20 protein-coding genes are annotated in these 18,484 nt (G+C 65.9%); 14 read left to right on the top strand and 6 right to left on the bottom strand.

Annotated elements, in window-relative coordinates:
• The first annotated feature begins 14 nt into the window (after nt 1-14).
• From ccmA to lpxA, 5 genes are read left to right on the top strand one after another with little or no spacing between them, the layout of a single operon-like run.
• Nucleotides 15-740 carry a heme ABC exporter ATP-binding protein CcmA gene (gene ccmA / locus L6Q96_11795; protein ID MCK6555242.1) on the top strand — a complete coding sequence of 242 codons (726 nt, stop codon included), beginning with the start codon at nt 15-17 and terminating at the stop codon, nt 738-740.
• 4 nt (nt 741-744) lie between these two features.
• Nucleotides 745-1,404 carry a heme exporter protein CcmB gene (locus tag L6Q96_11790; GenBank protein ID MCK6555241.1) on the top strand — a complete coding sequence of 220 codons (660 nt, stop codon included), beginning with the start codon at nt 745-747 and terminating at the stop codon, nt 1,402-1,404.
• Nucleotides 1,405-1,408: 4 nt separating this feature from the next.
• Entirely contained in the window at nt 1,409-2,122 is a 714-nt protein-coding gene (locus L6Q96_11785) for a cytochrome c biogenesis protein (protein MCK6555240.1), read from the top strand.
• A 16-nt stretch (nt 2,123-2,138) separates the two neighbouring features.
• Entirely contained in the window at nt 2,139-2,288 is a 150-nt protein-coding gene (locus L6Q96_11780) for a CcmD family protein (protein ID MCK6555239.1), read from the top strand.
• Nucleotides 2,288-3,082, top strand: a complete 795-nt coding sequence (gene lpxA / locus L6Q96_11775; protein ID MCK6555238.1) for an acyl-ACP--UDP-N-acetylglucosamine O-acyltransferase — start codon at nt 2,288-2,290, stop codon at nt 3,080-3,082. Before L6Q96_11780 ends, lpxA begins: the two co-directional genes overlap by 1 nt.
• 53 nt (nt 3,083-3,135) lie before the next feature.
• Here the strand turns inward: lpxA and L6Q96_11770 are convergent, their stop codons facing one another.
• Complete coding sequence (locus tag L6Q96_11770; protein ID MCK6555237.1) at nt 3,136-3,894, bottom strand: NlpC/P60 family protein; 759 nt, start codon at nt 3,892-3,894, stop codon at nt 3,136-3,138.
• Nucleotides 3,895-4,087: 193 nt separating this feature from the next.
• Between L6Q96_11770 and L6Q96_11765 the strand changes: the two genes are divergently transcribed.
• Genes L6Q96_11765 through L6Q96_11750 form a run of 4 tightly spaced genes read left to right on the top strand, consistent with a single transcriptional unit; the run spans nt 4,088 to nt 7,500 of the window.
• Complete coding sequence (locus L6Q96_11765; protein MCK6555236.1) at nt 4,088-4,516, top strand: cytochrome c maturation protein CcmE; 429 nt, start codon at nt 4,088-4,090, stop codon at nt 4,514-4,516.
• 11 nt (nt 4,517-4,527) lie between these two features.
• Nucleotides 4,528-6,522, top strand: a complete 1,995-nt coding sequence (locus L6Q96_11760; protein MCK6555235.1) for a heme lyase CcmF/NrfE family subunit — start codon at nt 4,528-4,530, stop codon at nt 6,520-6,522.
• Nucleotides 6,523-6,569: 47 nt separating this feature from the next.
• Nucleotides 6,570-7,013 (top strand): cytochrome c-type biogenesis protein CcmH, encoded by a 444-nt coding sequence (locus L6Q96_11755; GenBank protein ID MCK6555234.1) that lies wholly within the window; start codon nt 6,570-6,572, stop codon nt 7,011-7,013.
• A complete protein-coding gene (locus L6Q96_11750) occupies nt 6,988-7,500 on the top strand; it encodes a zinc ribbon domain-containing protein (protein MCK6555233.1) in 513 nt (170 codons plus the stop codon). Before L6Q96_11755 ends, L6Q96_11750 begins: the two co-directional genes overlap by 26 nt.
• 1,075 nt (nt 7,501-8,575) lie before the next feature.
• On the opposite strand, the gene L6Q96_11745 is transcribed toward L6Q96_11750, so the two are convergent.
• A complete protein-coding gene (locus L6Q96_11745) occupies nt 8,576-9,145 on the bottom strand; it encodes a Uma2 family endonuclease (GenBank protein MCK6555232.1) in 570 nt (189 codons plus the stop codon).
• Nucleotides 9,146-9,717: 572 nt separating this feature from the next.
• Here L6Q96_11745 and L6Q96_11740 point away from each other — a divergent pair.
• Both L6Q96_11740 and L6Q96_11735 read left to right on the top strand, forming a co-directional pair.
• Nucleotides 9,718-10,635, top strand: a complete 918-nt coding sequence (locus L6Q96_11740) for an SMP-30/gluconolactonase/LRE family protein (protein MCK6555231.1) — start codon at nt 9,718-9,720, stop codon at nt 10,633-10,635.
• Nucleotides 10,636-11,011: 376 nt separating this feature from the next.
• Entirely contained in the window at nt 11,012-11,359 is a 348-nt protein-coding gene (locus tag L6Q96_11735) for an acetyl-CoA carboxylase biotin carboxyl carrier protein subunit (protein MCK6555230.1), read from the top strand.
• A gap of 85 nt (nt 11,360-11,444) precedes the next feature.
• Here L6Q96_11735 and L6Q96_11730 read toward each other — a convergent pair whose 3' ends face one another.
• Both L6Q96_11730 and L6Q96_11725 read right to left on the bottom strand, forming a co-directional pair.
• Nucleotides 11,445-11,624 carry a hypothetical protein gene (locus tag L6Q96_11730; protein ID MCK6555229.1) on the bottom strand — a complete coding sequence of 60 codons (180 nt, stop codon included), beginning with the start codon at nt 11,622-11,624 and terminating at the stop codon, nt 11,445-11,447.
• Entirely contained in the window at nt 11,621-11,821 is a 201-nt protein-coding gene (locus L6Q96_11725; GenBank protein ID MCK6555228.1) for a type II toxin-antitoxin system prevent-host-death family antitoxin, read from the bottom strand. The genes L6Q96_11730 and L6Q96_11725 overlap by 4 nt, the downstream gene beginning before the upstream one ends.
• 740 nt (nt 11,822-12,561) lie before the next feature.
• Between L6Q96_11725 and L6Q96_11720 the strand changes: the two genes are divergently transcribed.
• Nucleotides 12,562-12,927 (top strand): four helix bundle protein, encoded by a 366-nt coding sequence (locus L6Q96_11720; GenBank protein ID MCK6555227.1) that lies wholly within the window; start codon nt 12,562-12,564, stop codon nt 12,925-12,927.
• Between the two features lie 968 nt (nt 12,928-13,895).
• On the top strand, nt 13,896-14,696 hold the full coding sequence (locus L6Q96_11715) for a DUF4143 domain-containing protein (protein ID MCK6555226.1): 801 nt from the start codon (nt 13,896-13,898) through the stop codon (nt 14,694-14,696).
• 189 nt (nt 14,697-14,885) lie between these two features.
• Here L6Q96_11715 and L6Q96_11710 read toward each other — a convergent pair whose 3' ends face one another.
• Entirely contained in the window at nt 14,886-15,692 is an 807-nt protein-coding gene (locus L6Q96_11710) for a glycerophosphodiester phosphodiesterase (GenBank protein ID MCK6555225.1), read from the bottom strand.
• Between the two features lie 203 nt (nt 15,693-15,895).
• Here L6Q96_11710 and mltG point away from each other — a divergent pair, with 203 nt between their 5' ends.
• Entirely contained in the window at nt 15,896-16,897 is a 1,002-nt protein-coding gene (gene mltG / locus L6Q96_11705) for an endolytic transglycosylase MltG (protein MCK6555224.1), read from the top strand.
• Nucleotides 16,898-16,923: 26 nt separating this feature from the next.
• Here the strand turns inward: mltG and L6Q96_11700 are convergent, their stop codons facing one another.
• Nucleotides 16,924-18,324, bottom strand: coding sequence for an MATE family efflux transporter (locus L6Q96_11700; protein ID MCK6555223.1), 1,401 nt, complete (start codon nt 18,322-18,324; stop codon nt 16,924-16,926).
• Nucleotides 18,325-18,484 lie beyond the last annotated feature (160 nt).

Below are 18,484 nucleotides of genomic sequence, written 5' to 3'. Positions count from 1 at the left end.
TTATGGCCGGGCCGGTGATTGCCGCGCGAGGACTGGGCCGGCGATTTGCCGGCGTGACGGCTCTGGCCGGCATCGACTTCGAGGTGCAGGCGGGTGAGTCGGTTGCTGTATTCGGCCCCAACGGTGCCGGCAAGACGACGCTGCTGCGGTTGCTGGCGACGCTGCTGCGGCCGACTACCGGAGTCTTGGAGCTGTTCGGCGAGCCGGCCGGGAGCGGCGCCATGGGGGCGCGGCGGCGCACGGGCGTGTTGTCGCACCGCAGCTTCCTCTACCCCGACCTCACGCCGACGGAGAACCTTGAATTCTACGCCCGCATGTACGGGGTGCGCGATGCGCCGGCGCGCGTGCGTGCCCTGCTCGATACCGTCGGGGTGCGCGGCTGGGCGCACCGGCCGGTGCGCACTCTGTCGCGTGGTCTCGAACAGCGCTGTGGCGTGGCTCGCGCCCTGTTGCACGACCCCGACCTGCTGCTGCTCGACGAGCCGTTCGCCGGTCTCGACGTCGATGCCACGGCGATGCTCGCCGCGCAGTTGGCGCAGGCGCGGGGGCGGGGTGCCACGATCGTGATGGCGACCCACGATGTCGCGCGTGCCCCCGAGTTCTCGACCCGGGCGATCGTCCTGCGCCGCGGCGCACTGGTCTGGACCGGCGCGCTCGCCGGCGAGGCGGGCCGGGCGTTTGCGGACCGCTACCGGGAGATGATTCACGCCGGGTCGAGCGGAGCGCCGCGAGAGGGCTGAGACCGTGCTGGCCTTGATCCGTAAGGAGCTGCAGCTCGAGTGGCGTACCCGCGAGACCATGGCCTCGCTGCTGCTGCTCGGGCTGTTGACCTTGCTGGTGCTCAGCTTTGCGTTCGACCCGACCAGCGCCATCCGCGCCGAAGCGGCGCCCGGTGTCTTGTGGACCGCGGTGATCTTCGCCGGCGTTCTCGGTTTGAACCGATCGTTTGTCAGCGAGCGCGACAACGACTGCTTGCAGGGGCTGCTGCTGTGTCCGGTCGACCGCGGCACGATCTACCTTGCAAAGACCGCCGCCAACTTCCTCTTCATGCTTGCCGCCCAGGTCGTTCTCGTGCCGTTGTTCGTGTTCTTCTTCAATCCGTCGTTGTCGCCGCAGTTTTCGGGGGTGATCGTAAGCCTCTTTCTGGGGCTGCTCGGCCTCGCCGCGGCCGGCACGCTTTTCGCGGCGATTTCCGTCCGCACGCGGGCGCGCGAGGTGATGTTGCCTCTGTTGCTCCTGCCGCTGGTGGTGCCGGTGTTCATCGCCGGGGTGAAGGTTACGACGCGGGCCCTGGCGGCGCGACCGCTTGCCGAGGTTGCGCACTGGATTCACCTGATGATCGGTTTCGACGTGGTCTTCCTGGTTGTGGGGTGGTTGGTGTTCGAATATGTTGTCGAGGAGTAATTCGATGCTGCGCCGAACGGCAGACAACGTGCTGCCGCCGCTCGCCGGCGTTACCGTGGCGGTGGCGATCTATATGGTGTTTCTCTATGCACCAACGGCACGCGGGGAAGGCGACGTGCAGCGGATCTTCTATTTCCACGTGCCGCTCGCGGTGCTCACGTTCGTGGCCTTCGGTATCGTTGCGGTGGCCAGCGCGATGTTCCTCTGGCGCGGGTCGCGCGGTTGGGACCGGCTGGCGCACGCCAGCGCCGAGGTCGGAATGGTGTTCTGCACGCTGGTGCTGTTCACCGGCATGATGTGGGCGCGCCCGCGCTGGAACGTCTGGTGGACCTGGGACGCTCGTCTGACGACGACGCTGATTCTGTGGCTCATTTACGCCGCGTATCTGATGCTGCGCGGATCGGTCGGGGTTGGCGATCAGGGGGCGCGGTACGCGGCGATCCTTGGTATCGTCGGGGCGCTCGATATCCCGATCATCAATCGCTCCGTCTACTGGTGGCGGACCATCCACCCGGCCGTGCTGACGATGCGCGAAGGCGGGTCTGGTCTGATCGACCCGCAGATGCAGGCGACGTTGAGCGTGTCGTTCGTGGCCGTGGCGCTGCTGTACGTGTGGCTGGTGTGGTTGCGCTACGAGAGCATGCGGCTGCACGACCGCGTGGAGGCGGTGCGCCGGCGGGTTCTCGACATCGGGCCGCCGGCGGCGGCAACGCACTGAAGGAACCGGATCGCCGATGGAAAACCTGGACTTTCTCTTCGCCGCGTACACTGCCGTGTGGGTGATGCTGTTCGCGTACCTGCACGTCCTGGCACGCCGCAATCGCGCCCTCGAACGTGAAATCGAGGAGCTTCGCGCGCTGCTCGAACAATCCGACCACCGCTGATGCCCATTCACCCGACGGCAGTGGTCGATCCGCTGGCGACGATCGATCCCAGTGCCGTGATCGGCCCTTTTGTGGTCGTCGAGGGACCCGCGCGTATTGGTCCGGGGACTCGCCTGGGGCCGCATGTGACGGTGACCGGTTGGACAACGTTGGGTGCCGACAACATCGTCCATGCGGGGGCCCGGTTGGGTGACGCGCCGCAGGACCTGGCTTACGGCGGGGGCGAGAGCTTTCTGCGCGTGGGAGACCGGAACGTCATCCGGGAGGGAGCGCAGTTGCATCGCGGTACGGGGCCGGGTTCGGAGACGCTGGTGGGCGACGACAATTTCTTCATGACCAACGCGCACATCGGCCATAACTGCCGGCTCGGCAACCACGTAATCATGGCCACCGGAGCCACGCTTGGCGGACACGTACGCGTGGAGGATCACGTCTTCATTTCGGGCAACTGCGTGGTGCACCAGTTCGTTCGTATCGGGCGTCTCGCTCTTCTGCGCGGTCTGAGCCGAGCGAGCCGCGACGTACCGCCGTTTTGCATCATGGACGGCACGCACACGGTGCGTGCCGTCAACCGGGTCGGGCTCCGCCGGGCCGGGTTTTCGTCCGCCCAGGTACGCGCCCTACACGCGGCGTTTCGCACCCTGTTCCGCCGCGCTCGCAACCTCCAGCACGCCATCGCGGCGGTCGAAGCGACACCGTGCACGGATGAAGTGCGAGAACTGCTCGACTTCATCCGTACCTCAACGCGCGGAGTCTGCCGCGGGTCGCGCCAGGGCGGCGCCGACGGCGACTGAAAGCCGGGTAGCCTGACCACCGACCGCGAGCGGCGAACGGAAAGGCGTTGCGATTACAGATCGATGCGCCGCGCGCCAACGAAGGTGCGGTCGTAGTACGTCTCGGTCAGCGAGCTGACCATGACCCGCCCCTCGTGCCGAGCGGCGTGGACGAACTGGTCTCCGCCCACGTAAATGCCGACGTGGTTCACGCGGCGACCTCGGGCGCTGCGAAAGAACACCAGATCGCCGGGCGCGAGTTCGTAGCGGGCCACCGTGTCGCCGAGCGTGAACTGGGCCCGCGACGAATGCGGCAGTTCGACGCCAAACTCGCCGAACACATGACGGACGAATCCCGAGCAGTCGAACTCCCCCTCGTCCGAGCCGAAACGGTAAGGCCGTCCGAGCAGGCTCACGGCGAAGTGCAGCAGCGGCGCTGTCTCGCCGTCGGAGATCGCAAGGCTGTAGTGGGTCGAGCGGCGTGCGGGCAGACGGAAAGACCGACTGGTCGCGGCGGTCGACCAGGCGGCCAGACGCGTATCGCGCTCTGCGGCCGCATCCCACGCCGCCACACTGGGCGGATCGACGAGCACGCGACTCCAGGCGTCGTCTTCGGTGGCCGCCGCTTTAGTTCGTTGGGGTATGCCGGTATCCGCCGCCGGTGCGAGCCGCGCTTTCGGTGCGGGGGGGCGGCGGGACTGCTGGCGCGCGGTGGCGACCGTCGGTTGCGTGAGTACCACGGCGGCGACAACCGCACCGGCCACGGAGCCCGAGGCGGCCCCGCGGAGTCGGCTCCCGCACACGCCGAGTAAGCGCCGGATGCGCTTGCTCATCGTGACTCCTCCCCGCCAACCCAGCCGGTAGGGTGGCCTTCCGCGATCTCGCGCGGCCGTCGTACAGCCACGCGGGACCGCCCGCATAGCAACGGCGCCGGGCCAGTGCAAGCCGGGCGCCGCCAACGCACTCCCCCTTGCTTGCAACCCCCGGACGAATTCTTTAGTGAAAATTGGAGCGTGTAGAACCCCCATGAATCAACGACTTAAGTTCGGCATCGGCGCCGCGCTGCTGGTGGGTGCGGTCGCTTACCTTATGTACACCGGCGTCCAGCAGACCTCCGTGTACTACCTCACGATCGACGAGTTTCTGGCCAGACGTGCGGCCCTTGCGGACGAGGGCGTGCGCGTCGCGGGACGAGTGCAACACGGCAGCGTCGAGCGACGCATGACACCGCGCGGCGAGGAGCTGCGCTTCCGCCTCGGGGACTTCAAGGGCGAAGCGCAGCCGACCGACAGCGTCCCGGTTTTCTTTGTCGGGGTCACACCCGACATGTTCAGGGATGACGGGGGCAGTGACGTCATCGTGGAGGGCACGTATCGCGACGGCACGCTGATGGCGCAAACGGTCATGACCTCTTGCCCGTCGAAGTACGAAGCGGAGCCGGCGTCCGGGCGCTGAGCGGAGGAGCGATGGCTGAGCTGGGTGCGTTTGCGCTGATCGCGGCGTGGGTTCTGTCGGCTTACGCCATCGTCATGGCGCTCGCCGGCGAGGCGTGGCGCCAGCGCGAGTTCGTGGCCAGCGCCGAACACGCTGCCATCGGGGTCTGGGGCTTCATTCTCATTGCTGTTGGCGCCTTGCTGCACGCGCTTGCCGCTCATGACTTCGCCATCGAGTATGTAGCGCATTACTCGAGTACAACCCTGCCGCTGGCGTACACCGTCGCCGCCCTTTGGGGTGGGCAGGCGGGCTCGCTGCTGTTCTGGCTGCTCGTGCTGACGTCGATGTCCACCGTGGTCGTGCTGCAGAACCGGCAGAGCAATCGCGCCCTGATGCCGTCCGTGGTCGCCGTGCTGATGGTGGTTAGCCTCTTCTTCTTGTCGATGCTCGTCTTCGTCACGCCGCCGTTTCAGCGCCTTGCCTTCGTGCCGCCCGAAGGACGCGACCTCAACCCCCTGCTGCAGAACTACTGGATGATGATCCACCCGCCGGCGCTGTACATCGGCTATGTGGGCTGTGCGATCCCCTTTGCCTTTGCCATGGCCGCGCTGATCACCGGACGCCTCGACGATGTGTGGATCCGCACGACGCGACGCTGGACGCTGCTGGCCTGGTTCTTCCTGAGTCTGGGCAACCTGTTCGGCGCCGAGTGGGCGTATACGGTGCTCGGCTGGGGCGGCTACTGGGCGTGGGACCCGGTCGAGAACGCCGCTTTCATGCCGTGGCTGACATGCACGGCGTTTCTGCACTCGGTGATGATTCAGGAAAAGAAGAACATGCTGAAGGTGTGGAACATGGTGCTGGTGATCCTCACCTTCGCTTTGACCATCTTCGGAACGTTCCTGACGCGCAGCGGTGTGATTTCGTCCGTGCATTCCTTCACGCAATCCGGCCTGGGGCCCTTCTTCATCGGTTTTCTCCTGGCCACCCTCGCGGTTTCGGTTGCGCTGCTGCTGTGGCGCTTGCCGCTGCTGCGAAGCGAGAACACGCTGGATTCGATTCTGTCGCGCGAAGCGGCTTTCCTGCTCAACAACCTGGTGCTGGTCGGCATTGCCTTTGCGGTCTTCTGGGGCACGATTTTCCCGGTGATCTCGGAAGCCGTGCGCGGCGTCAAGATCACCGTAGGCCCGCCGTTCTTCAATCGTGTCAACGCGCCGCTCGGCCTGCTGCTGCTGTTCCTGATGGGTGTGGGACCGCTGATCGCGTGGCGGCGCGCCTCGGCGCGCAACCTGCGGCGGAACTTCCTGTTGCCCGGACTGATCGGGCTCGGTGCAGGCCTCGCCCTGGTGTTGGGCGGTGTCCGCGAGTTCTACGCGCTGCTGTCGTTTTCGCTCTGTGCGTTCGTCATGGCGACCATCGTCCTGGAGTTCTGGCGCGGCGTGCGCGCCCGGCAAGCCATGGTCGGCGAGCACGTCGGCCAGGCACTCGTGCGCCTGGTAGCCAAGAACCGGCGGCGTTACGGCGGCTATATCATTCATGTCGGCGTGGTCATGATTTTCGTGGCCATTACGGGTACCGCCGCCTTCCGGCAGGAACAGCAGGTTGCCGTCGCGCCGGGGCAGACGCTCGCGATCGGAGACTACACGCTGCGCTTCGACGGCGTGCAGGAGCGCGACACGCCGCATATTGCGTACCTGACCGCCGCGGTGGCGGTCTTGCGCAACGGTCGCGTCATCGACACGCTGCACCCGGAGAAGCGCTTCTACAAGAAGCCCGAGCAGCCGACGACCGAGGTCGCCTTCCGATCGACCCTCGGCGGGGACCTTTACCTGGTGCTCGGCAGTTACGATCAGGCGACGAGGACCGCGACGATCCTGGCGTACATCAACCCATTGATCGGCTTTCTCTGGTGGGGCGGCATCGTCGCTGCGCTCGGTACGGTCATTACGATCTGGCCGGCCCGGGTGGCGGTGCCGGCCACCCATACGGCGCCGGCGGGTGCCACGGATGGAGCGACGGTCCGGTGAGACGCTCGGCCCGACCAACGCATAGGCTCAGAGCGGGCATTGGCCTCGTGGCGGTCTTGCTCGCGGCGGCCGCCGTCGGGCGTGCCGGGTCGACGCCGTCGTTTCAGGAGATCGAGGAATCGCTGACCTGCCAGTGCGGCTGCGGGCTGACCGTTCACAGTTGCAACCACGTGAACTGCCCGTCCGCTCTTCCGCTGCGAGAGGAGATCCGTGCCCAGATGGCGAGCGGGCACGACAAGCCGAAGATTCTTGCCTACTTCGTACAGAAATACGGAGAAAAGATCCTCTCCTCGCCGACCGCGCAGGGTTTCAACTTGCTCGCCTGGGTGACCCCCTTTGTGCTGCTCGCACTTGCCGGCGGTATCGTCGTTCTCGTGGCGGTCCGCTGGAGCCGTCGGGGACAGGGGCCGCCGCCGGCAGCCCCGGCGCCCGGGGACAATGGTGCATACCGAGAGGTGCTGGAGCGTGAACTCCGGCGGTTCGAAGGATGACCTGCGCCCCGACCCGGTCGCTGCGGCGGCCAACCGCGAACGGGACGCGCAGGCGCCGGCAAGAGGAGAAACCTCGGTGGGCGTGACACTCGTGATCGGCGCGGTTCTCGTTCTTGCCGCCGTTGCCTTCGTGGCACTACCGTTCTTTGGTCTGGCCGAGTCGGCTGCGGGGGGCGAGGGTGGCGACCAATCGCGCCGCGCGATCGAGTCCCGCAAGGTGGAAGCTTACGCGGCGATCAAAGACGCCGAGCTGGATTACCGCATGGGTAAGCTCACCGAGGTGGATTTCCAGATCGTCCGCGAGAAGTACGCCCGGGAAGCCATGGCCGCACTGGCCGCGCTGGACACGGGGACCGCGGAGGAAGGTGGGGGCGCGGCGGCCGCGACGGCCGTCGCGTTCTGTCCGCAGTGCGGCACGGGTACTGCGCGCGACGCCCGCTACTGCGGCAGTTGCGGCGAGTCCCTGACACCAGGTGTGGACGGCTGAGAGAAAGCGCCTGAATCTGGTGAAGAGCATCAGGCGCAGCCAGAATCGGTCGCCAGCGTTGAGCCAGGTTTGAGATCCATCTTCTTCGCGGATCTGATTGCAATTCTTCTTGTACTTCTGGGCGGCGGTGGACGGGGCGCACGGGGCATCGCGGCGGCGTGGCTTTCGCGTGGGTGTGGGACACGATCGGGAAGCCGGGCTCTGAAAGAGGTGAAGGCCCGAGGTGGCCGCCTCGAGCCTTCTGGGAAGTGCCCATCTATCGTCAGGATGTGTTTTTGTCCCGGCGGGACAATGACGCAATTGGGGGGCGCTGGCCAGCCTTTTGGGAGCTGGAGGTGCTCCCATCGTCGAGGCCAGGGATCGAGTCTTCAGTTGCGCCCGCTGCCACCGGCAGCTGCGTTTCTGCCAGTGCTGCGACCATGGGCAGCGCTATTGCCGTGAACCATGCCGCTTTGAGGCGCGGCGCGAGAGCATGCGTGCGGCGGGCAGAGTCTATCAGGGGACTTTCGAAGGTCGGCGCAATCCGGCTCGGCGCCAGCGCGATTATCGACAGCGACAAAGTGAGAAAGTGACGCATCACGCATTCCGAGCCGAGCCGCCGGCTGCGAGCGTCGAGCTCCACTGCGCCCGCACCGACAGCGACCAGGCCAAAGGCACTCGCTGGGCTGCCCGCGTGTTTCGCAACTGCGCCTGAGCGACAGCTTCCACCGCTCCAGCTCCCCATTCCGCCTTTCTCTCCGCGCTTCCCACCGCACTGCGATCCGCTCCGTGCCCGAGCCGCAAGCCGTTCTACTCGGGGTGGCTGCCGTCCGACCTGGTCGAATCGTCGGCGGTCAATGAACATGGGTGTCTTGTTCCGGCTGTTGCCCATGACCTGGCGGTCGTCTGAAGGCGATGAAAATGTGGTCCGCCCTGCGGGGTCGGGGTCGCAATCGCTATCGGGATCGAGGGACTCGGATCGATACCGATGCTGACCCCGAGGGCTGCCCGCCATTGCGCTAACCCAGCCCCGTCCCTGCCCCAATTTTCGAAAGAGAGGACGGCGCTCGCCGGCACCGTTGGGTGCGAAGCCCCGTCAAGGTTCCAACCACCAGCGCGCGATGTCTAGCTCGATGGCGTCGAAGGGCTCAGCGCGGATTTGTTCGTCGCCGCCGTGGGTGCTGGCGACGATCCAGCGCCCGTTCTCGTGGCGATACACCTCGAGCGTCTTCAGGAGCGGGTCGACGATCCACAGGTGCGACACGCCTTCGCGGGCGTAGATCGGCATCTTGCGGCGGCGGTCGAGAATCGCGGTCTTCGGGGACACCACCTCGCAGACCCAGTCCGGCGCGACCTCGAAGTAGGCGACGTTCGGGATCGCCCGCATGCGCTCGCGGCGCCAGCCGGCGACGTCGGGAACCATCACGTCGGGACCGAGATGGAGTTCCGGCTCGTACAGAATCCACCACCCGCCGGGCGCATCGGGGCCGTTCGGCGGGCGGTTGAAGCGGCCGAACACGTCACTGCCGATTCCGGAAGCGGCCAGCGCATGCGGCGACGCGGGCCGCGGCGAGGCGTACAGCTCGCCGTCGACGATCTCGCCCACGAGGTGTTCCGGCAGAGCGAGTACATCTTCGTACGTAGCGCGGTGCCGCGCGGGTTCCATACCGCCGGCTGTAGCACGCGCGATTCGTTCCCTCCACCAAATTCCGGACGACCTGACGCGGGCAAGCGCCCGCTCCGCCGAGTCCCATCAACCCAATGACGCACACTTAGCACTACTGTACAGGGCAGTAGTTACGTGACGCGACCGAAGGACCGCGCCGCCGCGGAAAGGCGCGAACGATATCACCGGCGTGAAACCCCTTCGCGGGATTCGGAGGGGCCGACCAGCCCCCCTGGCAACTCCCAGCATTGGAGACTGTCTCCTCGCCGGCTTAGCGTTTGCACGCGATCAGGGTGAGATCACCCTCGGGAAGGGGGGTATCATGGATCGGCACGTTTCGGGCCGACAGGGTCCGCTGCTCCACCCCACCGGGCAGGTTACCCGCCCGAGCGCCAGCGCCCTTCTCGAATCTGCATTCCGAAAGGTTCGCCATTGGCACTGGACTCCGCCGCGCTCGCAGAACGGAGGGGAGGCCGATGAACCGCTTCGCACGATATCGTCAACCCGCTGAAACGACCCACGCCAGCCGGCACTCGGCTGGAGGTGCTCCCCGGTGGAGTCGCACACGACCGATGACACTGCCGCGTGTCGTCCTCCTGGCTATCCTGGCGTTCCTTTTTGCTTGCGGGGATGCGGAACAAAGACAAGAACCGCTTTTCCAAAGCACTGATTTCACGCCGCCGGGGTCATTCACCTCCCTCATCGAGGGGCCGGCGACGGATGCCGCCGGCAACGTTTACGCAGTCAATTTCGCGAGATGGGGCACGATCGGCATCGTAACGCCGAGTAGGGAAAGCAGCCTGTTCGTCAGGTTGCCGAGCGGCAGTGCCGGAAACGGTATCCGCCTGAACAGTCGGGGTGACCTGATGGTTGCCGACGTGCTCGGGCACAACGTTCTGCGAGTCGCCATCGACACCAAGGACGTCTCAACCTACGCCCACGAACCGGCCATGAATCAACCCAACGACCTGGCCATCCGCAGCGATGACATGCTCTACGCCAGTGATCCGAACTGGCAGGCCTCTACCGGCCAGCTCTGGCGCATTGACACGACCGGTGATGTCGAGCTGCTGGAAGCCGACATGGGCACCACCAATGGCATCGAGATCAGCCCGGATGAACGGACGCTTTACGTGAACGAAAGTGTGCAGCGCAACGTCTGGGCTTACGACCTGTCGCCCGAGGGAAATATTGGCAACAAGCGCCTGCTGCTGCAGTTTCCCGATTTCTACGTGGACGGCATGCGTTGCGACAACCGGGGAAATCTCTACATCACCCGACCCGGCAAGGGGACGGTAGCCATGGTGTCCCGGACGGGAGAAGTGCTGCGTGATATTGAGCTGACCGGCAAAGTGCCGTCGAACATCGCGTTCGGCGGTCCGGACGGTCGCACTGCCTACGTTACCATGCAGGACCGCGGATGCCTGGAATCTTTCCGGGTGAAACATCCCGGCCGGGAATGGGAGATGTTGCAGACCGGTCGCAAGTGATCGGCGATCACTGGTCCCGGGCTCCCGGCTTTCGCCAGGGTGACGGATTCTGTCAGGCATTCTTTGGTTGCGGGCGGCGGCCCGCGCTAGGCCCGGTCGAAGGGCCCGCACCGGGCCGCGACGGAAGGTTGCGTAGACTTGCAGGTCGGCCTTGCTGCACCTCGCGGCAATGCAGATCCTGTCGGCCCCGCTTGACTGGGTCTCCACTGTCGGCAACGGTGCCGCAGCGACCGACCTGTCAAAGGGGGCACGATGACTGCCGCACCACACACGAACCGCCGGACGTTTCTCGAGGCCGTTGGCGGTGCGCTTGGTGGCGCGGCGAGCGGATAGCCGGTATAAACGCCGTATTCGACATAAGATCGATTCTCGGACGTTGCCCGCCATCCCCCTCGTCTTTACGATCGCCCCTCCACAGCCCGTATACAGCATCGACGGCGGCGTGTACTCCTTCGTTCCCGAATCCCCGTCGCACACGACGCACGCCGTCGGCAGCTTCGCGGCACCCGAAGTCGTGGCACCGATGCCGGGGAAGATCCTCCACGTCCTCGTCAACGCCGGCGATCGCGTCGAAGCCGGCGACGGCCTAGTGATCCTGGAAGCGATGAAGATCGAGACCCGTCTCAATGCCGAGGCGGCCGGCTCCGTTGCCGAGGTCCGAGTCGCCGCCGGCGACACGGTAGACGGCGGCCAGGTGCTGGTGGTGATGCAGTTCGACAGCTGAAGCCTCAGCGATAGACCTCGCGCCGATGGCGCACTCGGTTGACGCGCACGACGCGAATCTCGTCGGCGATCTCGTGGACCACACGTTAGTCGCCGGCGCGGATGCGATAGTCGTGTTTGCTGCCCGCCAATTTGCGACAGCCCGGCGGGCGTGGGTTGGATGCCAGCGCCTGGATCGCCGCGACGATGTGGTCGTGAGTCTCGGACGGAAGTCGGGCGAGTTCCTTTTCCGCGCCGCGCTCAAGCAGGACGCGATACACGGTCACTTGCGGTTGCGCCCGGCGACGTAGTCTTCCAGCGGACGATATTGCATTGGCTTGCGGCGGGCGCGTTTGAGCCAAGCCACGTCGTCAGAATCCTCCAGGCGCTCCAAGAGCTCTTCGTAGTCTTTGATGGGGATGATGACGGAGACGGGCTTTCCCTTGCGCGTCACGATTTCAGGTTCGGTCAATGTTGCCTTCATCGGTCACAGAGTATCAGGGTTCACGGCTCTGCGTAAAGTTCCGCACGCGATTCGCAGAGCTAGCGAGCCCGGCTTCCTTCCCAGCCGACACCTTGCAGGGCACTAGGCCGCATAACGCAGTACTTCGATCTCAGCCTGCCGGCGTACCGCGTCTTCGGCCTGCGCAAAGACTCGGTCCGCAACCGTCTCGTCGAGATAGTACTCTCCACAATTCCCGCACGCCTGTGGTCCAACTTCATCGCTGCGTGCCCTCAGTCCGTGTACGAGTACGCGTACCGCTTCGCTGAGTACGTGTACGGAGTGGCAGCCGAAGTCTCCAAACCCCAGATCGCGCGTCCTCCGACTGAGTACATGAACGCCGCAGGGGCGTGCTCTCGACACGGGCACACCGGGGCGGTGTGTGCGGACGTCCGTGCCGCACGGGCTGGCATTCGCGGTGCTGACTCGTGGACGTGGATTCGGTGCCGGGCGATTCAATGCCGGCGAGCTTGCGTTCGGAGCGATCGCTACGGGCCGAATGTGAGCACGGCGCGGGGCTGGGGCGTGGGCAATGCACGTACGTCCGCCGCCAGCCCGAGGGCACCGTGTTGCCCCGGCTGGGTTTGACCCGAAGTCAGGAACAGAAAACCGGAAACAGGAAACCGGACACCACTTGCTGATTGCCGATTGCGGATTGCGGATTCCGGACAGTCTGCCATGTCGACGGGGTGCGGGTTACACGGGCAGAGGTGCCACGGGCCATGACGAAGGATGAGCTGAAGCGGCGAACGCGCCGGTTCGCGTTGGGCGTGATCCATCTGGTTGAGTCGTCGCCGCGCGCCAGAACCGCAGAGGTAATCGGGCGGCAATTGCTGCGGTCGGCGACGTCCGTCGGGGCCAACTACCGGGCCGCCTGCCGTGCCCGGTCGTTGGCCGACTTCGTCTCCAAGATGGGGATCGTCGAGGAAGAGGCGGATGAGTCGATGTACTGGATGGAACTGCTCATGGAGAGCGGCGGTACGACCGCCGACGCAGTCGCAGCCCTGCGGCAAGAAGCGAACGAACTGCTGGCGATCACGGTCTCGTCCATCAAAACCGCCCGCACAGCAAGGGACCGGACCAGGTAAGCGACCATCTCACTCCGCAATCCGCAATCCGAAATCCGCAATCCGAAATCCCCAATCCGCCCCCGCGGTGATCGAGAAGATCCTCCGCCATCTCGGCCTGCCGACGGCACCGGCGGTCGCGGCCCCGGCGCGGTTGCCGCCGCAGCTCCCGGGTTGCGAGAGCGTGTCCGAGCAGTTCGTGGAGTGACGGGCGGCGCCGAGGTGCGCCCGGCGCCGGCACCCGTCCTGCCGGCGCCCCGGTGCGGCCGGCCTGCGGGCGCAATCTTTTGTTGACACGCGCTTTGTCCGCGCTGCGCACGGGCTGTGGAGGGGCGATCGTAAAGACGAGGGGGATGGCGGGCAACGTCCGAGAATCGATCTTATGTCGAACACGGTGTTTATGCCGGCTGTCCGCAGGGCAAGGAAGTGGCCATCCGCAAGGAAGGTGATGTCGTGATCCTGGAGCCGGTGGCGAAAATGGCCGATTGGCTACTGTCAGCGTGTGGCCCGGCGCGCGAAGGACCTTGATCTAGGAGCCGGTCGCAGAAAGCGGCCCCTCGCCCTTCGACGGGCTTAGCGCGGGCTGGCGCCCGCATCCCAACCTGGCGACCGGAACCCGTTCGCCCCGAGTAGCGCCCGTCTTCTCAGGGCGCGTATCGAGGGGCCGCCGTCGTGGTTACCCGCCTCCCTCGATACGCCGTCTGAGAAGACGACGGCTACTCGGGACGATCGGTGGGCCACTGCCGCTCAATGACCGGAAAAGTCTGCGCACCACGGCAAGACTTTCGGCGATAGTAGTTCAGGGCGAGCGGACAATGCCGTGAAATCAAGGCAGAGCCCGCTCGTGCTGAGCTTGTCGAAGCACCAGCGGGCCTTTCTCCGACAGGCGGCTGGGTCGCGTCGTTCCGATCGGCGGGCACCTCCTCGATCTCGCCGCGGACGACGTGTGATCTGGCTGCTCGACACCAACGTCATGATTCACGCGGTGCGTGGCCGCCCGCCGACCGTATGCACGCACCTCCAGCAGGAGAGCGCCGACGACCTCGCTGTATCGAGTTCGCGACCTCGATGCGCGTGATTTCTATACCAGCTACGTGGCGACGTATCTCGAACGTGACGTGCGTCAGCTGGTCCGCGTCGGGAGCCTGCGCGACTTCGAGCGCTTTCTACGGGCCTGCGCGGCACGTTCGGGGCAACTGCTGAATCTGGTCGAGCTTGCGCGCGACGTGGGCATCGCCGCCACGACCGCGCGAGATTGGCTATCGGTCTTGGAGGCATCGAATCAGATCGTCCTGCTCGAGCCCTATTTCCGCAACCTCGGCAAGCGTTTGATCAAGACGCCGAAGCTTTACTTCCGCGACACCGGCTTGCTCTGCTTTCTTCTGGGGCTTGATTCACCGGCGGGCATGGAACGTTCGCCCTTCATCGGTTCCATCTGGGAGACTTTCGTCCTGGGTCAGATTCTGCGCGCCAAGATGGCGACCGGGTCGGCCGCGGGGCTCTTCTTCTGGCGTGATGCGCACGGCACCGAGGTGGACTTCGTCATCGAGCACGAGGGGCGGCTGCGGCTTGTAGAGGCGAAGTGGTCGGAGAACCTGACCGATACCAGGACCCTGCGGCCGATGCTCAAAGTGCTCGCCCTACTAGGCAAGCGCGCGACCGCGGAACACTGGGTCGCATGTCGCACCCCGCGTGCGCACACCCTGCCGGCTCTGCCGGCGTTGCGAGTGATCAACGGCTACGACTTCGACAGCTGGTTTGCGGAGGAAGAACACCCTCGGCGCGGATAGTACGGGCTATCGGCTCCGCAGTTCCTCCTCTGCCGAGGTCAGTTCGCTGCCTTCTGCTTCGTCTTGGCGACGATCGGATCCCTCTCGTGTTCTTTCCATCCAGAGAAGAGATGGGTCTGTACGGTCCTGGCAGTCGTGGTCATCGAGGTATCCTACCTCGTTGTGTCGTCATCGTTCCCTGCCTTAGGACTAGCGCTGGCGCGGCGGTGCGGCGTCGACGGCGAGGCGCGCGACGCCCGGAAGGTCGGAGATGATGCCGTCGACGCCGAGTGCCAGCAGGGCGTCCATTTCGTCCCGGTGGTTGATGGTCCACACGTGTACATCGAGGCCGGCGGCGTGCGCGGCCTCGACGCTGGCCGTGGTCACGAGGTCGAAATCTCCGAAGCGCGGCGGAATCTGTAAGGCGCAACCCGCGGGACGAAATCCTGCCAGGTCGCCGCTGGCGCAACGGCGTACGAAGTCCGCGACTTCGGCGGCCGAGAAACTGGTGGCGATCTCGCCGGAGCAAGCGCGGATCTCCCGCATGATCTCGTCGTGCTCGGCCGCCAGTAGGACGCGCCGGTGCGCATCGAGACGCGTTATCAACTGGACCACGTCGGCGACGATGGAGGGCTCGCCTTGCTTGAGCTCGATGTTGCAGGGGGCCAGCGGGAATTCGCGCAGGACCTCTTCCAGCGTGCAGAGTCGAACTCCCTGGCCCCGAAACGGGAAGTCGCGACCGTCGCGCGTGAAATGATACCCGGCGTCGAGCTGCCTGAGTTCGTGGAAGGTATGATCGCGCACCTCGCCACTGCCGTTCGTGGTACGTTCTAGGGTTGGGTCGTGAATGACGACAATGATCCCGTCGCGGCTGGCGTGGACATCGAGTTCGAGGATGTCGGCGCCAAGGGTCAGCCCGAGAGCGAAGGAGGGCAGGGTGTTCTCCGGCGCCAGGCCGGCGGCGCCACGATGGCCGAAGACGCGGGGCTTGCGATCGACTAGGAAGGGTGGACGCATCGGTCTACTCTGGCATACGGCGGCGAGGTAGCAAAGGCGGAGCGCCCCTGAGCGTCTGAGCCACTAGTTCGCGAGTTCGTCGCATGGTGCGAAGAATTTCGGAATGCGGATTTCGGATTGCGGACGACGGATTCATGAGTTCCGCAATCCGCATTCCGCAATCCGCAATGGGTTGCGGGCGAAGCCCGCGCTGAGGTACACAGATGCGACGTGTCTTCTTCGGCGGGGGTTTGCTCGGCCTGGTTGCGCTGGCGGTAGCTGCGGGTGGGCGGTGGGCGCTCAACGCACCGGTGCCGCTGGCCGAGGGCGGGGCGGTGGTCACGGTGCAATCGGGCGAGCCCTTCCGAATCACGGCCGAACGGCTCGCCGCCGCGGGCGTTGTCCGGTCGGCCTGGCTGGCGCGACTGTGGGCGCGGGCCACGCAGGCCGATCGTGCCGCGCGAGCGGGCACGTATCGCTTCAGCGCGCCGGTATCGATCCGGCAGGTGCTCGACATGCTGCGATCTCCAACCTCGGCCTTGCGCAGCGTGACCGTCCCGGAAGGCAGTACGGTGGCGGAGACGATCGCCGTCCTGGCCGCCGCCGGTCTTGGCGGTGCCGACCGCTTCTGGTGCGCGGCCAGCGATCCCGCGTTCTTGGCTCGCCTGGACCTCCCCGTCACCGGGCTCGAAGGGTACCTGTTTCCGGATACGTACGCCTTCGAGCCGGGGGCGTCACCGGAGGACATCCTGACGACCATGGTGGGGCGCTTCCGTGCGGTGACGGCGGCATGGCACGGCCCGCGCATAGCGGCCGACCTGACCGAGGCCGAGGCGGTCACGTTGGCCTCCATAGTCGAGAAGGAGACCGGCGTGGACGGCGAGCGAGCCATTGTCGCGGGGGTGTTTCGCAACCGGTTGCGCATCGGTATGCCGCTGCAGGCTGACCCGACCGTCGTCTACGGTCGGGTCGGGCGGCCGGTGCCGACGGCGGCCGACGTGGATCGTCCGTCACCGTACAACACGTATCTCCATCGCGGCCTCCCCCCCGGACCGATCTGCAATCCCGGCCTGGCTGCCCTCGAAGCCGCGGTGTCCCCGGCCGACGTTCCCTACCTGTACTTCGTCGCCCGCCAGGACGGCATGCACGAGTTCTCGCGCACCCTCGAAGAGCACAACCGGGCCGTGGCCCGCCAGAGGAGGCGCGAGCGGGGAGGGGGGGCTTGAGGGGGCCTGAGGGCCTGGGGGGCCTCTTACACTGCGGCTTCCTTCCACTTGCCGGACCGGAACCGCCATCCCTTCAAGACGCAGCGCGCCACATAGTCGCCGATCAGGGCGAACCACAGCCAGAACACGTCGAGGTGCCACCAGAAAGTGACCAGCGACGCCAGGCCGAGGCGGCAGCCGTAGAAGGCGACGAAGACCGCAACCAGCGGGAAGCGCGTGTCTCCGGCGCCACGTAGTGCGCCGCCGAGCGTGAAGTCGATCGCCATCAGCGGCTGCGCCGCCGCGAGCACGTGAATGAACGGCACCGCGTTGGCAATCACCGCCGGGTCGTCGACGAACAGGCGCGCAATCGGCTCGGCAGCGAGATATATGACGATGCCGGCGGCGGTCATCAGGTAGAGGGCCAGCCGCGTCGATTCCCAACCGCTGCGCTCCGCCTCCAACGGCTGCTGGGCCCCGAGGTTCTGGCCGACCAATGCTCCCGCCGCCGCGGTGAAACCGAAGCCGGGGAGAAACGACAGCGCCAGAATGCGTACGCCGATGAAGTACGCAGCCACCGCCGCCGTGCCGTAGCGGGCCGCGAAAATGATGTAGAGGAAAAAGCCGATCTGCATCAACGCGTGCTCGATCGCCGCCGGGTAGCCGATGCGAAGCACGCGTCCCATGACGGGGAGGTGCGGCCGCATGCGGTGCCACTCGAGACGCAGCGCCAGCCGCCCGCTCGCCAGCAGTGCCAGCGCCGCCCCGGCGCCGGTCGTGAAAGCAATCGCCGTCGCCAGTGCGGCTCCCGGTACGCCCAGCGCCGGTGCTCCGAGCGAGCCGAAGATCAGCAAGTAATTGAATGCCAGCTTGGTTAACCCGGTCACCGCTCCGACCATCAACGGAGTACGCGTGTCTCCTGCCCCCCGCAGACCCATGGCGATAGTGAACAGAAGCGCGTCCGCCGGCAGGCCCAGCATGATTATGCGCACGTACGGAGTACACTGCGCCGCAACGTCGTCCCGAACGCCGAAGATGGAAACGAGTTCCGGAGCCCAGAGCATTACCGGGACCGTCGCCAGCACGGCGAGCCCGGCGGCTGCCAGCAAGGACTGCATGAGCGCGTCCTCTGCGTCGCGCTCCTCGCCGGCTCCGATGTGGCGCGCCACTACTGCCAGGGTGCCGGTGCCGACCGCAAACATAACCGTGGTGATGGCGTTCAATATCTGCACGCCAACGCCAACCCCGGCTACCGCCGCCGCCCCCAGACGGCCGACCATGAGCATGTCGACGAGCCCCACAACCGATTCGAGCGACATCGTCACGATCACCGGCCAGGCCAAAGCCCAGATCGTCCGTAGCCTTTGCGGGCGGTCGATCCGGACCGCCTCGACCGCACCTATTCCAGCGCTGGGAAGTTGATCTATGTCGACGACGTCGGGGTCCACAGTGCCATCCGGCCACTCAACATCCGGGCAACGAACCGTAATGGCGAGGTTGTGTCAATGCGTGGGGGCCCGGGCGCGTCGGGGCCTGAGGGCCGGCTGATTCCTGACCGCGCACCAGCCTGACAACCTAACAACCTGTCCGTTAAGGGTGCCCCAAAAT

It is taken from the genome of Candidatus Binatia bacterium, assembly GCA_023150935.1.
Classification (GTDB): domain Bacteria; phylum Desulfobacterota; class Binatia; order HRBIN30; family HRBIN30; genus JAKLJW01.
This window is presented reverse-complemented; position numbering and strand designations above follow the sequence as displayed.